Below are 13,266 nucleotides of genomic sequence, written 5' to 3'. Positions count from 1 at the left end.
CCCGGCGTGACTGCTACCCCTCACCCGTCCCGGCACACATGCCCTTGACAGCTACTCAAATTTGAATACAAACTTGATCATGTCCTCGACACGACTGCTCATCCTGGGCGTGCTGCACGACGAGACCCTCAACGGCTACGAGATCCGGCGCAGGCTGGAGCTCTGGGGCGCCGATCAGTGGGCGAACGTGGCGTTCGGCTCGATCTACCACGGGCTGACCAAGATGTCCCAGGAGGGTCTGCTGGAGATCGTCGAGAAGGGCAGGGGCGGCAGCACCGTCTACGGCATCACCGACATCGGCAGGCAGGAGTTCCAGCGCCTGCTGGCGGAGGCGTGGTGGCGGGTCAAGCCGGTGATCGACCCGTTCCAGGCCGCCCTGACCTTCATGAACCACATGCCCAAGGAGCAACTGCTGAGCGCGCTCGGCTCGCGGAGTGCCCAGTTGCGGAGTCTCCTCGCGATGTGCGAGCCCGCGATCGAGGGCAAGGTCCAGTACGGCGCGCCGCGCCACATCACCGAGTGCGTGCGCCTCAACATGGCCCGCACACGCGCCGAGCTCGACTGGATCGAGGACGCCATCCCCCGGATCGAGAAGGACGAGCTGCCATGAGCGACCTGATCGTCGAGGCCACGGGCCTGGAGAAGACCTATCCGGTACGGCGGGGCGAGCCCGTGCACGCCGTACGCGGGGTGGACCTGGACGTGCGCGCGGGCGAGGTCTTCGGGCTCCTCGGCCCGAACGGCGCGGGCAAGACCACCACGGTGCGCATGCTGGCCACCCTGACCGCCCCCACCGCGGGCTCGGCCCGCGTCGCCGGGCACGACCTGCTGCGCGAGCCGCGCCGGGTCCGGGAGCGCATCGGCTACGTGAGCCAGGCCGGCGGCGTGGACGAGACCGTGAGCGGGCGTGAGAACGTCGTGCTGGCGGCCCGGCTCCACGGGCTGTCGGCGAGGGAGGCGGCGCGGCGCGCGGCCGAGCTGCTGGAGGTGTTCGCGCTGACGGACGTGGCCGACCGGCCCGCGCGCACGCTGTCCGGCGGGCAGCGGCGGCGGTTCGCGCTGGCCATCGGGCTCGCCCACCGGCCGGAGCTGATCTTTCTGGACGAGCCGACGACGGGGCTCGACCCGCGGAACCGCGCCGCCTTCTGGCAGGAGATCCGCGGGCTGCGCGACGGCGGCACGGCGGTGCTGCTCACGACGCACTACCTGGACGAGGCGGACGCGCTCGCCGACCGCCTCGCCATCGTGGACCACGGGCGCGTGGTCGCCGCCGGGACCCCCGGGGAGCTGAAGCGGCGCGTCTCCGGGGACGTGATCACGCTGCGCGTCCCCGCCGCCGACGCGGAGCCCGCGTCCCGGCTGCTGGCCGCGCAGCCGTACGTCAGGGAGGTCGGCGGCGACGGCGGCGGGCTGCGGGCGTACGTCGGGGACGGCGACAGCGCGCTGCCCGCGCTGCTGCGGGCGATCGAGGAGGGCGGGCTCCGGGTCGAGGCGATCTCGCTGCGGCGGGCCACCCTGGACGACGTCTTCCTGCGCCAGACCGGCCGCTCCCTCCGCGACGCCGCCTGACTTCCAGGCACCCCGTCCCGCCCCGGCCGGGCGGGCGGCTCCCCCCGCGAGTTCCCTGAGGTGAAGGGGTTCCCCCATGATCAAGGACGTCCGGTTGCTGTTCGCGCACGAGGTGCGGGGCAGCCTGCGCAACCCGTTCTGGCTGCTGTTCGGGGTCGTGCAGCCGGTCCTGTGGCTCGTGCTGTTCGCCCCGCTGCTGGACGGGCTGATGCCCGGCGGCTCGGCGCTGCGGGACTTCACGCCCGGCGCGCTGGTGCTGATCGCGCTCTCCAGCGGGCTGTCCGTCGGGTACGGCATGCTGGCGCGGCTGCGCGCCGGAGTGCTCGAACGCCTGGCCGCCGGGCCGGTCAGCCGGGCCGCGCTGGTCCTCGCGCCCGCGCTGCGGGACATGGTCGTGCTGGTCGGCCAGGCCGCGCTGCTGCTGGGGCTGGCGGCCCTGATGGGCATGCGCGCGAACCCGCTCGGCGTCGCGCTCACGCTGGTGCTCGTGGCCGCGCTGGGCCTGCTGTCGGCGACCCTGTCGTACGCGCTGGCGCTGACCGCCCGCGACGAGAACGGGCTGGCGCAGCTCAACGCCACGCTGTACGTGCCGATGCTGCTGCTCACCGGCATCATCCTGCCGATGGCGCTGGCCCCCGGCTGGCTCCAGGCGATCGCGGCGGCCAATCCGCTGTACCACGCGGTCGAAGCGGGGCGGGCGCTGTTCGCCGGTGACTTCCGGGACGGGTCGATTCCGCTCGCCCTCGCGCTCACCACCGGTCTCGCCCTTCTCACCCTGCGCTGGGCCATCACGTCGGTACGGCGGCTCGCCGCCTGAATCGGCACGCTGACCTGCACCGACACGGGCCCCGCGAACCTACACCCACGCGAAGGGAAGAACTGCGTGGCAGGTCCGTAATCCGGATGAATGTAGCGAAGGACTTACTTTCGGTCCATCATCGGTTCGGGAAGGGATCGGTACGGCGGCGCGGGCTGCACCGCCGTACGGCTGAATGGAGATCATTTTCCGCGGCCCGGAGCGGAGAACAGATGAGCGAGTGGCAAATTCGGCTTTCCGACTTCTCCATGCCGTTCCCCCACCGGATCAACCCCCTGCTTCCCGAGGCCGAGGCCCACGTCTACGACTGGGTGCGCCGATTCCGGCTCACCGGCACCCAGGCCGCCTGCGAGCGGTTCGACGCCTGGCGCATCGGCTACTTCGCCTCGATGACCTCCCCGGATGTGGACAGGGCGCGCCTGTTCCTGACGGCGGAGTTCATGAGCTGGTTGTTCTTGTTCGACGACCAGTTCGACGAGGGAGTGCTCGGGCGCGATCCGGCTGCGGTGGACGCGGTCATGGAGGCCATGCTGGACCGGATCCCCGTGGGGAGGCCGGCGGACACCCCGCCCTCGTCGCCACTGCAGGCGGCGCTGGACGACATGTGGCGGCAGATGCGCGGATACATGCCGGAGAGCTGGCAGGAGCGGTACCGCGCGTCGATGAAGCTGTACTTCGACGCCTACTGCCGGGAGACGCGCAACCGTCTCCAGGGGCGGATCCCCGGCGTCGAGGAGTTCGTGGAGATCAGGCGGGGCGGCGGCGCGATGCCGGCCTGCGTGGACGTCGGCGAGCTCGCCGCGGGGCGCGAGGTGCCCGCGCGGGTGCTGGAGACGCCGGAGTACCAGGAGCTGCGGCTGATCACCGCGGACGTGGTCTGCTGGAACAACGACGTGTTCTCGCTGCGGAAGGAGCTCGTCCACGGCGAGTGCACGAACCTGGTCATGTCCATCGCGCACGAGCGCGGCGTCTCGCTCCAGGAGGCGGTGGACGAGGCGGTGGCCATGGCGAACGCGCGGCTGCGCACGTTCGTCGAGATCGAGCCGCAGTTGCCCAAGCTCATGGACTCGCTGGACGTGCCGCCTGAGGACCAGGAGACGGTGCTCGGCGCGGTCGAGGTCATGAAGGGCTGGATCCGCGGCAACTACGACTGGTCGGTGGACACCACGCGGTACAGCAAGGTGGTGGCGTCAGAGCAGGGGCGGGATCCGGAGTACCTGGAACGGCTCCTGTCGGTCCCGGCGGTCCCCCGGCCCCGGTCCGGGCAGTCCGCCTGCGCTCCGCAGCCCTGACGGGACCACGCCCGGCTCACGGCGGGACCGCGGCGGCAGCCGGCGGGACCATGGCGGGCTGGGAGCGGATCACTGCGGGGATCGCGGCGGGCTGTCACGGCGAGGCCGTCGCGGGGAGCCGGCGGGCCGGCGTGGAAGGCGGCGAGGAGTGGCCGCCGCCCTCCGCCCCGCCCGGCGAACGCGCCGGGCGGGGGCTCGCCGCCGCGCCCTAACCGTCCTCGTGCTCGGCCGGGGTGACGGGGAGGACGCAGGCGGCGCCGGGGTGCGCGATGGTCTCGCCCGTCGGCTCGGGGAGGCCGCCGGCCAGGCTGAACACGGCGACGTGGCCGGCGCGCTGGCAGGCGACGTACACACGGCCGCCGGCCAGGGCGAAGTGCCGGGGCCACGCGCCGCCGGAGGAGACCTCGGCGACCGGCGTCACGCGGCCGTCCCCGACGGCGAAGACGCCGATCGTGTCGGGCCCCCGGTTGGCGATGTACAGGTGGCGGCCGTCGGCGGAGAGCTCGATGTGCGACGGGTAGTTGAGGCCGGAGAACCCGCTCGCCGGGGTCCTGGACAGTTCCGTCCACGCCCGGTCGTGCACGGAGACCGTGGCGTCCAGCTCGTTCGCGACGTACCAGTGGCGGCCGTCGGTGGTCATGTGGCGGGGGCCGCCGCCGGGCTTCAGCCGTACCGGGTCCAGGGTCTGGATCTCCTCGCCCAGCCGGTACCGGCGGATCTCGTCCGAGCCCAGGTCCGTGACGTACAGGACGCCGTCGTCGCCGAAGACGCACTGGTGGGCGTGGGGGCCGTCCTGGTTGGGGTGGGGGCCGCCGCCCTCCCCCGCGAGGACGCGCACGCCGGTCGGGACGCCGTCCGCGCCGAGGTCGTGGACGGCCACCGACCCGTCGCCGTAGTGGGCCACGGCCACCCACCGCCCTGAGGGGTCCACGGCGAGGTGACACGGCCCGTTCCCGCCGCTGGGCAGGATCGCCACGGGCTCCAGCTCCCGGTCGTACACGCCGAGCCCACCGTCGGGCCGCTCGTGCACCGCGTACACCAGGGGCAGGCGGGGATGCGCGGCGAGGAACGTCGGCTCGGGAGCGTCCACCTCGAAACGCGGATGAACAGTCCCAATCCGGTCGCTTCCACCCAGGTAAATCATTTACGGCCTCCACCATCACAGAACTCTCGCCTGACCGTAACCAACCGCCTCCGGGCGACCGACCCCGGCCCGCCAGGCGCGCCCGCTTCCACCTGACCCTCGCACGACGTCCCGGTTCGGGCGGTGTGTCCACTGTTGCGGATACCACTGGCGAACACCGCCATGCTGGGTAGTCTGTTCCACCGCATCCCATTCCTGAAGGCGGAGGGAGATCGACATTCACTCCACTGAGATGACGGGGCCGCGTGAGGCCGGCCCGGTTCGCGAGTACGGCGTGAGCGCGGCGGACGCGGGGCCGTACTCGCTGACGGAGGGGCCGGACGGCGCCTTGTGGTTCACGCTGGTCCACGCGGGCCTGATCGGCCGCCGGGACCGGGACGGGCGCGTCACGACCTTCCAGGCCGGGGCGGGGCCGACGGTGATCACGCCAGGTCCCGACGGGGCGTTGTGGTTCAGCGAGTACAAGTCGCATCGCGTCGGGCGGGTGACCGCGGACGGGCGGGTCACCTCGTTCGCGCCGGACACCCCCGAGGGCGGGCCCTTCGGGATCGTCGCGGGGCCGGACGGCGCGATGTGGTTCACGCTGCTCAACGCCGGCCGCGTCGGGCGGATCACGGTGGACGGGAAGATCACGGAGTACGACTCCCCCGGCGCCTTCCCCTCGGCCATCGCGGCGGGTCCCGACGGGGCGTTGTGGTTCACGCTCAACCAGGCGAACGCGATCGGGCGCATCGCCGTGGACGGCTCGACGCGGGTCCACCCGCTGCCGACGGAAGGCGCGGCGCCGGTGGGCGTCTGCGCCGGGCCGGACGGCGCGCTGTGGTTCGTCGAGATCGGCGCGGGCCAGATCGGGCGGATCACGACCGAGGGTGAGATCACCGAGTTCCCGCTGCCCGACCGGCAGGGGCGGCCGCACGCGATCACCACGGGGCCCGACGGGGCGCTGTGGTTCACCGAGTGGGGCGGCAACCGCGTCGGGTGGATCACCGTGGACGGCGAGATCGCCTCCTGGGACCTGCCCACGCCGGGGTCCGAGCCGCACGGGATCGCGGCGCACGACGGGGCGGTGTGGTGCGCGCTGGAGAACGGGTCCCTGGCGCGCGTGGAGGTGCCCGGGGCGGTTACCGGGGCGGTTCCCCGGGCGGTTCCCGGGAGTGAGGAGTCGAACTCATGAGCCATCCCGATCCGAACGTGGTGCACCCGCTGGCGGAGCACCCGCGTGTCGTGCTGCTGAAGCCGCTCGTCACCGATCCGCGGATCGAGGTCGGCGAGTTCACGTACTTCGACGACCCCGAGCACGCCACCGAGTTCGAGACCCGGAACGTGTTGTACGCCTACGGGCCGGAGCGGCTCGTCATCGGGAAGTACTGCGCGATCGCCTCCGGGACGCGGTTCCTGATGGCGGGCGCCGAGCACCCGACGATGGGCGTGTCCACGTTCCCGTTCACCATGTTCGGGGGCGCGTGGGCCGAGGCGACGCTGGATCTGGTCACCGGGATGCCGAGCCGGGGCGACACGGTCGTGGGCAACGACGTGTGGTTCGGCAACGGGGTCACGGTGATGCCGGGCGTGCGGATCGGCGACGGGGCGATCATCGCCACGGGGTCGCTGGTCACGCGGGACGTGCCGCCGTACACGATCGTGGGCGGGAACCCGGCGCAGCCGATCAGGGCGCGGTACGACGCGGAGGACGTGGAGCGGCTCCTGCGCGCCGCGTGGTGGGACTGGCCGATCGACGTGGTGACCGAGCACGTCCGCACGATCATGTCGGGGACTCCGGCGGAGATCGAGAAGATCGCGCTGGAGCGGGGGCTCTAGCCCTCCGCTCCGCCCAGGGGCCGGTCTCGATATCGGGGACCGGTTCCTGGGTTTCTGGTCCCGATATCGGGATCCGGTCCCGGTGCCGGGTCCGGCCCCATTGCCCAGTCCGGCCGCATTGCCCAGTCGGCCGCATTCCCGGGATGGGCCTCATCGCCTGCCACGGGCCCCGATCCGGGGACGGGCCTCGATCCCGGAGGCCGGTCAGATGTCGGGGTCGGGGATGTCGAAGTCGTCGTCGTGGGGGGTGAGGTCGCCGTCCTCGGCGCGGCGGAGTTTGATCTCCTCGGCCCATTCGAAGGCGAATTCGCGGGTCGCGGCGATTTCCTCCTCGTCGAGGCCGAGGGCGGCGAACTCCGCGTCCTCGATGTAGGGAAGGAATTCCAGGCGCATCAGGAGTTCGTCGGGGCGGAAATCGCCGCCGGCGCGATGGCCGAGCGCTTCCAGTTCCCGGAACGAGGCGTCCCCGGCCAGGGCGGCCAGCCTCGCGAAATCACCCGGCAGGCCGTGGTCGCAGAAGTCCCGCATCCGCGCGCCGACCTCGTCCTCCCATGACTCGCCGGGCCCGGACCCGTTCACCCGGGATTCCGGTCCGCCGGAGTACGACACCATTCCGTCCACGTCGAAAGTATGCCCATTCCCGGCCCGGAAACCGCAGAGCCACCGCGAACCGATTCGGGAATGCGGCCCTGACGAGCGAGAACGCGCCGGATATCGGGTGGCGCTGCCGAGGCTCGGGCGAGCGGGAACGGGCCCGGACCCGCCCCGGAGGCGCGCCCCGAGCCCTTGCACGGGGCCGCTCCCCGGGGCGTCGGCTTCGGGGCGGGAGCGGGCCGGGGCATGGGTTCACGGGGAGGAACCGCGCCAGAGAAGACAATGTCCGGCGCCGAGGTGAGTGAAGCCAGGAGAAAAGCCCCGGCCCGAATCCGGCCGGGGCTTCGGGCGCGAGCCGTACAAAAGGGGCCGGGACAGAAGGGGTTGAGACAATAGGGGTTGCGATAAAAGGCGCCGGGACAAAAGGCGCCGGCGAAACGCGGCTATGCGAGGAATCCGCGCAGAAGCGCCGCCGTGCCTTCGAGGTGTTCTCGTACGGCGCGGCGGGCGGCTCGCGGGTCGCGGCGGCGGATGGCGGAGACGATCGCCTCGTGCTGGACCGCGGCGTGGTCGATGTTGCGGCGCAGGACGGGGATCGCGTTGAGCAGGTCGGTGATGCGGAGGCGGGCGTCGGCGCACGCGCCGGCGAGCAGGGTGGAGCCGGTCAGCTCGGCGATCGCCAGGTGGAAGGCGGTGTCGAGGCGGCGGTAGTCGTCGGGACCGGCGGCGTTGACGTCGGCGAGGCGGCGTTCGAGCGTCTCCAGCGCCTCGGGCGACAGGTCGGCCGAGGCCAGCGCCTCGGCAGCGCCGCATTCGACGGCCATGCGGAAGGTGAGCACGTCGCCGAGGCGGTCGCCCAGGTCGGCGATGGCGCGTTCCAGGTCGCCGCGGGCGGGGCGCGGGGCCTGGTAGACGACGAACGCGCCGCCGTACCGGCCCCGGCGGACCTCGACGTATCCGGACTCCTGGAGCGCGCGGATCGCCTCGCGGAGGGTGACGCGGCTGATGCCCAGACGCGAGGCGAGATCGCGTTCGGGCGGGAGCCGGTCGCCGGGGGCGACGGCGCCGAGCTTGATCGCCTGGAGCAGGCGTTCGACGGTCTCCTCGAACGCGTTGCCCGCCCGTACCGGGCGAAAGGCCACATCGACCTTCTCCGGTGGGCTCATCGGCGCTCCTTCTCTCGCGAATGCGTTGACACGGCTCCGGGATCGGTGCTTGCATGCCCGTCAATGGTCTGGTTCCAGACATTTACCACAGCGATCACAGGGGGGCACCCATGCTCACGGTCGAGGAACTGCGGGACGAGGTCGCGGCCGGCCGTATCGACACCGTGGCGCTGGCGATCGTGGACATGCAGGGGCGCCCCCAGGGCAAGCGGCTGTCGGCGCGGTACTTCCTGGAGGAGGTGCTGCGGCACGGCGCCGAGGGCTGCGACTACCTGCTCGCGGTGGACGTGGACATGAACACCGTGGACGGCTACGCGATGTCCTCGTGGGAGCGCGGCTACGGCGACTTCATGATGCGGCCCGACCTCTCGACGCTGCGGCGGATCCCCTGGCAGGAGGGCACGGCGCTGCTGATGGCCGACGTGACCTGGGAGGACGGCTCCGACGTCGCGGCCTCCCCGCGCCAGATCCTGCGCCGCCAGCTCGCCCGCCTGGCGTCGTACGGCTGGCGCGCGTACGTCGGGACCGAGCTGGAGTTCGTGATCCACAACGACTCCTACGAGGAGGCGTGGCGCAAGGCGTACCGCGACCTGGAACCGGCGAACCTGTACAACGTGGACTACTCCCTGCTCGGGACCGCCCGGGTCGAGCCGCTGCTGCGGCGGATCCGGCGCGGCATGGAGGGCGCGGGCATGTACGTCGAGTCCGCCAAGGGCGAGTGCAACCTGGGTCAGCACGAGATCGCGTTCCGGTACGCCGAGGCGCTGGAGACCTGCGACAACCACACGATCTACAAGAACGGCGCGAAGGAGATCGCGGCCCAGGAGGGCGTGTCGATCACGTTCATGGCCAAGCCGAACCAGCGCGAGGGCAACTCCTGCCACATCCACCTCTCCCTGCGGGACGAGGACGGCGAACCGGTCATGGCGGGCGACCGCGCGCACGGCCTCTCGGCGGCCGGGGAGCACTTCATCGCCGGACAGCTCGCCTGCCTGCGGGACCTCACGCTGTTCCTCGCGCCCAACGTGAACTCCTACAAACGGTACGTCCCCGGATCCTTCGCCCCCACCGCGGTCAAGTGGGGCGTGGACAACCGCACGTGCGCGTTGCGCCTGGTCGGGCACGGCTCGTCGCTGCGCGTGGAGAACCGGGTCCCGGGCGCGGACGTGAACCCCTACCTCGCGGTCGCCGCCCTGATCGCCGCCGGGCTGCACGGGATCGAGCGCGGCCTGCCGCTCGAGGAGCCGTACGGCGGGAACGCGTACACCTCGGGCGCGGACACCGTGCCGGCGAGCCTGCGGGACGCCCTCGCCGCGTGGGAGGCGTCGGGCGCGGCGCGGGAGGCGTTCGGCGAGGAGGTCGTCGCCCACTACGCCAACAACGCCCGGGTGGAGCAGGCGGCGTTCGACGCGGCGGTGACCGACTGGGAGCTGTACCGCGGCTACGAACGGCTCTGACCCGCGGCTCGGGGGCTCCGGAAGCGGCCGGGGCAAAAGTTTTCCACAGGCCGGGGCGTTGTCCACAGAATCCGGTTCGCCACCCCGGCCCGGGCCGGCCGGAAGGCAGGCTCTGTGGCAGCGGATCCGGGACAGCGGATCGCAGGAGAGCGGATCACAGGACAGCGGGCCCGGGACAGCGGATCCCAGCGCGTCCCAGCGGGTTCCAGCGGGCTCAGGGGCGGCGGATCAGGGCGTCTGACGGCCGGGAGCGGGCCGTCACGCCCGGGAAGGAACACCATGAAGATCATCAATCCGGCCACCGAAGAGGTGATCGCGGACGTCGAGCTGCGCGACGCGGCGGCCGTGGACGAGGCGGTGGTCCGGGCCCGCGCGGCCTGCGCCTCCTGGCGGGCCGTCTCGCCCGTGGACCGGGCTCGGCTGCTGCGGCGGTTCGCCGAGGTGGTCGATCAGCACGCGGACGAGCTGGCCGCGCTGGAGATCGCCAACGCCGGGCACACGGCGGGCAACGCGCGCTGGGAGGCGGGCGCCGTCCGTGACGTGCTCGCCTATTTCGCGGGCGCCCCGGAGCGCAACTTCGGCCGCCAGATCCCCGTCGCCGGGGGCGTCGATGTCACGTTCCAGGAGCCTTTGGGCGTGGTGGGCGTGATCGTGCCGTGGAACTTCCCCATGCTGATCATGACCTGGGGGGTCGCGCCCGCGCTGGCCGCCGGCAACACGGTGATCGTCAAGCCCGCCGAGTGGACCCCGCTGACCGCGCTGCGCCTGGCCGAGCTGGCGCTGGAGGCCGGGATCCCCGAGGGCGTGCTCCAGGTGGTCCCGGGCGAGGGCGAGGTGGCCGGGGCGCGGCTGGCCGAGCACCCCGACGTCAACAAGATCGTGTTCACCGGTTCGACGAGCGTGGGCAAGCGGATCATGGTGACCGCCTCGGCGACGCTCAAGCGCGTGACGCTGGAGCTCGGCGGCAAGAGCGCCAACATCGTCTTCGCCGACGCGGACCTGGAGGCCGCTGCCGCCGCCGCGCCTGGCGCGGTCTTCGACAACGCCGGGCAGGACTGCTGCGCCCGCTCCCGCATCCTGGTCCAGCGCGACGCGCACGACCGGTTCATGGAGCTGCTGGAGCCCGCGGTGAAGGCGTTCCGCGTCGGCGATCCCACCGCCGACACCAGCGACATGGGCCCGCTGATCTCCGCCGAGCACCACGCCCGCGTGTCCTCGTTCGTGCCCGACGGCGCGCCGGTCGCCTTCCGCGGCGAGGCCCCCGCCGGTCCGGGCTACTGGTTCCCGCCGACCGTGCTCGCGCCGATCGCGGTGTCTGACCGCGCCTTCACCGAGGAGATCTTCGGCCCGGTCGTCGCGGTCGTCCCGTTCCGCGACGAGCACGACGCGATCCGCCTGGCCAACGCCACGCCGTACGGCCTGTCCGGCTCGATCTGGACGCGCGACGTGGGCCGGGCGCTGCGGGTGACCCGCGCGGTGGAGGCGGGCAACCTCAGCGTCAACTCCAACTCCTCGGTCCGGCACTGGACCCCCTTCGGCGGGTTCAAGCAGTCGGGCATCGGCCGGGAGCTGGGCCCCGACGCGCTCGACGCCTTCACCGAGACCAAGAACGTCTTCATCGCCACGGAGAGCTGAGCCCACCGTTCCGCACACCCCCGCATGGCCGGGGCTTCATCGGAGAGTGAGACACCCATGCAGCGTTTGCAGGACCGCGTCGCCGTCATCACCGGCGCGGGCAGCGGAATCGGCCTGGCCACGGCCCGCCGGTTCGCCGAGGAGGGCGCCAAGGTCGTCTGCGTCGACATCGACGAGACCGCCGGGCGCAAGGCGGCCGAGGAGGTCGGCGGTCTCTACGTCAAGGCCGACGTGACCAGCGAGGCCGACGTGGAGCGCATGTTCAGGACCGCGTTCGACACCTACGGCTCGGTGGACATCGCGTTCAACAACGCCGGCATCTCCCCGCCCGAGGACGACTCCATCCTGGAGACGGGCATCGAGGCCTGGAAGCGCGTCCAGGAGGTCAACCTCACCAGCGTCTACCTCTGCTGCAAGCACGCCATCCCCTACATGCGGCGGCAGGGCAAGGGGTCGATCATCAACACCGCCTCGTTCGTCGCGGTGATGGGCTCGGCCACCTCCCAGATCTCCTACACCGCCTCCAAGGGCGGGATCCTGGCCATGTCCCGGGAGCTGGGCGTCCAGTTCGCGCGGGAGGGCATCCGGGTCAACGCCCTGTGCCCGGGGCCGGTCAACACGCCGCTGCTGCGGGAGCTGTTCGCCAAGGACCCCGAGCGGGCGCAGCGCCGCCTCGTCCACATCCCCGTCGGCCGCTTCGCCGAGGCGTCCGAGATCGCCGCCGCGGTGGCCTTCCTCGCCTCCGACGACGCCTCCTTCATCACCGGCTCGGAGTTCCTCGTGGACGGCGGCATCTCCGGCGCCTACGTCACGCCGCTATGAGCGCGCCCGTCATCGGCATCACCTGCTACGTGGAGCCGGCGAGCTTCACCGTCTGGAACACGACGGCGGCGCTCCTGCCGCACGCCTACGTCGAGCACGTGGCGAGGACCGGCGCCCAGCCGGTCCTCCTCCCGCCGATCGCCGACCCCGCCGCCGTCCTCCCCCGCCTGGACGCCCTGATCGTCGCGGGCGGCGGGGACATCGACCCGGCCCGCTACGGCGCTCCCCGCCACCCGGCGGCGAGCCACATCCACGGCTTCCGCGACGAGGCCGAGCTCTCCCTGGTCCGCGCCGCCCTCGACGCCGGCCTGCCCTTCCTCGGCGTCTGCCGGGGCCTCCAGATCCTCAACGTCGCCCTGGGCGGCACCCTGCACCAGCACCTCCCCGACGTGGTGGGCCACACCGGCCACTCCCCCGCCCCCGGCGCCTACGGCCGGCTCCCGGTCCAGGTGACCCCCGGCACCCTGCTGGCCAAGGCCCTGGGCACCACGGAGCTCACCCCGCACCACTACCACCACCAGGCCATCGACCGCCCCGGCCCCGGCCTGACCCTCACCGCCCACGCCGAGGACGGCACCGTCGAAGCCGCCGAACTCGACTCCCACCCCTTCGCCCTGGCCGTCCAATGGCACCCCGAGATGACCGAGGACACCTCCCTCTTCCAAGCCCTCACCGACGCCACCCACCCCCGCAGGCCCTAACCCCGCAGGCCCCAGCCCGACGAGCCGAACCCGACAAGAAGGCGCCCGCCCAAGAGCAAGGCCCTCACAAGAGAGCACTACGCGCGATCAAGTTCGGACCCCCCTCAGCGGGGGCTCCGCCCCCACACCCCCAGCGAGGGGGCCACCGCCCCCTCGCGCACCCCCGCCGGAGCCTCCACGTAACCCAGCCGGAAGGGCCGATGACCGCCATGCGCACAAGGGCACCACGCAGTCGGCGCAGCGAGCATCTT

Annotated in this window: 13 protein-coding genes; 10 read left to right on the top strand and 3 right to left on the bottom strand. The window is 72.3% G+C overall.

Annotation, left to right across the window (positions count from 1 at the left end):
• Positions 1-79: 79 nt before the first annotated feature.
• The 4 genes from D5H75_RS12750 to D5H75_RS12735 all read left to right on the top strand — a co-directional run bounded on the left by D5H75_RS12750 (position 80) and on the right by D5H75_RS12735 (position 3,678).
• Positions 80-610 carry a PadR family transcriptional regulator gene (locus tag D5H75_RS12750; protein ID WP_147425133.1) on the top strand — a complete coding sequence of 177 codons (531 nt, stop codon included), beginning with the start codon at positions 80-82 and terminating at the stop codon, positions 608-610.
• Positions 607-1,569: an ATP-binding cassette domain-containing protein gene (locus D5H75_RS12745; RefSeq protein WP_202638107.1), complete on the top strand. Its 963-nt coding sequence runs from the start codon at positions 607-609 to the stop codon at positions 1,567-1,569. Before D5H75_RS12750 ends, D5H75_RS12745 begins: the two co-directional genes overlap by 4 nt.
• Positions 1,570-1,645: 76 nt before the next feature.
• Entirely contained in the window at positions 1,646-2,386 is a 741-nt protein-coding gene (locus D5H75_RS12740) for an ABC transporter permease (protein WP_119926654.1), read from the top strand.
• 212 nt (positions 2,387-2,598) lie between these two features.
• Entirely contained in the window at positions 2,599-3,678 is a 1,080-nt protein-coding gene (locus D5H75_RS12735) for a terpene synthase family protein (RefSeq protein ID WP_147425132.1), read from the top strand.
• A gap of 208 nt (positions 3,679-3,886) precedes the next feature.
• On the opposite strand, the gene D5H75_RS12730 is transcribed toward D5H75_RS12735, so the two are convergent.
• Entirely contained in the window at positions 3,887-4,768 is an 882-nt protein-coding gene (locus D5H75_RS12730; protein ID WP_202638106.1) for a lactonase family protein, read from the bottom strand.
• Positions 4,769-5,054: 286 nt separating this feature from the next.
• Between D5H75_RS12730 and D5H75_RS12725 the strand changes: the two genes are divergently transcribed.
• Both D5H75_RS12725 and D5H75_RS12720 read left to right on the top strand, forming a co-directional pair.
• Positions 5,055-5,996: a Vgb family protein gene (locus D5H75_RS12725; protein ID WP_119926651.1), complete on the top strand. Its 942-nt coding sequence runs from the start codon at positions 5,055-5,057 to the stop codon at positions 5,994-5,996.
• Complete coding sequence (locus D5H75_RS12720; RefSeq protein WP_119926650.1) at positions 5,993-6,640, top strand: CatB-related O-acetyltransferase; 648 nt, start codon at positions 5,993-5,995, stop codon at positions 6,638-6,640. Before D5H75_RS12725 ends, D5H75_RS12720 begins: the two co-directional genes overlap by 4 nt.
• 204 nt (positions 6,641-6,844) lie before the next feature.
• Here D5H75_RS12720 and D5H75_RS12715 read toward each other — a convergent pair whose 3' ends face one another.
• Entirely contained in the window at positions 6,845-7,261 is a 417-nt protein-coding gene (locus D5H75_RS12715; protein WP_147425131.1) for a hypothetical protein, read from the bottom strand.
• 416 nt (positions 7,262-7,677) lie between these two features.
• Positions 7,678-8,400, bottom strand: coding sequence for a FadR/GntR family transcriptional regulator (locus tag D5H75_RS12710; protein WP_119926648.1), 723 nt, complete (start codon positions 8,398-8,400; stop codon positions 7,678-7,680).
• A 110-nt stretch (positions 8,401-8,510) separates the two neighbouring features.
• On the opposite strand from D5H75_RS12710, the gene D5H75_RS12705 reads away from it, so the two are divergent.
• From D5H75_RS12705 to D5H75_RS12690, 4 genes are all read left to right on the top strand, one after another.
• Positions 8,511-9,857 (top strand): glutamine synthetase family protein, encoded by a 1,347-nt coding sequence (locus D5H75_RS12705; RefSeq protein WP_242454197.1) that lies wholly within the window; start codon positions 8,511-8,513, stop codon positions 9,855-9,857.
• Between the two features lie 279 nt (positions 9,858-10,136).
• Positions 10,137-11,492 carry an aldehyde dehydrogenase family protein gene (locus tag D5H75_RS12700; RefSeq protein ID WP_119926646.1) on the top strand — a complete coding sequence of 452 codons (1,356 nt, stop codon included), beginning with the start codon at positions 10,137-10,139 and terminating at the stop codon, positions 11,490-11,492.
• Between the two features lie 57 nt (positions 11,493-11,549).
• Entirely contained in the window at positions 11,550-12,314 is a 765-nt protein-coding gene (locus D5H75_RS12695; RefSeq protein WP_202638105.1) for a 3-oxoacyl-ACP reductase, read from the top strand.
• A complete protein-coding gene (locus D5H75_RS12690; RefSeq protein ID WP_119926644.1) occupies positions 12,311-13,015 on the top strand; it encodes a gamma-glutamyl-gamma-aminobutyrate hydrolase family protein in 705 nt (234 codons plus the stop codon). The genes D5H75_RS12695 and D5H75_RS12690 overlap by 4 nt, the downstream gene beginning before the upstream one ends.
• Positions 13,016-13,266 lie beyond the last annotated feature (251 nt).

It is taken from the genome of Bailinhaonella thermotolerans, assembly GCF_003594875.1.
Classification (GTDB): domain Bacteria; phylum Actinomycetota; class Actinomycetes; order Streptosporangiales; family Streptosporangiaceae; genus Bailinhaonella; species Bailinhaonella thermotolerans.
The sequence above is the reverse complement of the archived record's forward strand: the minus strand, read 5'-3'. Positions and strand labels throughout refer to the sequence as shown.

Coding starts and splice junctions, on each gene's coding strand:
- D5H75_RS12700 (WP_119926646.1), top strand. CDS start 10,137: ATGAAGATCATCAATCCGGCCACCGAAGAGGTGATCGCGGACGTCGAG.
- D5H75_RS12750 (WP_147425133.1), top strand. CDS start 80: ATGTCCTCGACACGACTGCTCATCCTGGGCGTGCTGCACGACGAGACC.
- D5H75_RS12690 (WP_119926644.1), top strand. CDS start 12,311: ATGAGCGCGCCCGTCATCGGCATCACCTGCTACGTGGAGCCGGCGAGC.
- D5H75_RS12745 (WP_202638107.1), top strand. CDS start 607: ATGAGCGACCTGATCGTCGAGGCCACGGGCCTGGAGAAGACCTATCCG.
- D5H75_RS12735 (WP_147425132.1), top strand. CDS start 2,599: ATGAGCGAGTGGCAAATTCGGCTTTCCGACTTCTCCATGCCGTTCCCC.
- D5H75_RS12725 (WP_119926651.1), top strand. CDS start 5,055: ATGACGGGGCCGCGTGAGGCCGGCCCGGTTCGCGAGTACGGCGTGAGC.
- D5H75_RS12740 (WP_119926654.1), top strand. CDS start 1,646: ATGATCAAGGACGTCCGGTTGCTGTTCGCGCACGAGGTGCGGGGCAGC.
- D5H75_RS12705 (WP_242454197.1), top strand. CDS start 8,511: ATGCTCACGGTCGAGGAACTGCGGGACGAGGTCGCGGCCGGCCGTATC.
- D5H75_RS12710 (WP_119926648.1), bottom strand. CDS start 8,400: ATGAGCCCACCGGAGAAGGTCGATGTGGCCTTTCGCCCGGTACGGGCG.
- D5H75_RS12695 (WP_202638105.1), top strand. CDS start 11,550: ATGCAGCGTTTGCAGGACCGCGTCGCCGTCATCACCGGCGCGGGCAGC.
- D5H75_RS12720 (WP_119926650.1), top strand. CDS start 5,993: ATGAGCCATCCCGATCCGAACGTGGTGCACCCGCTGGCGGAGCACCCG.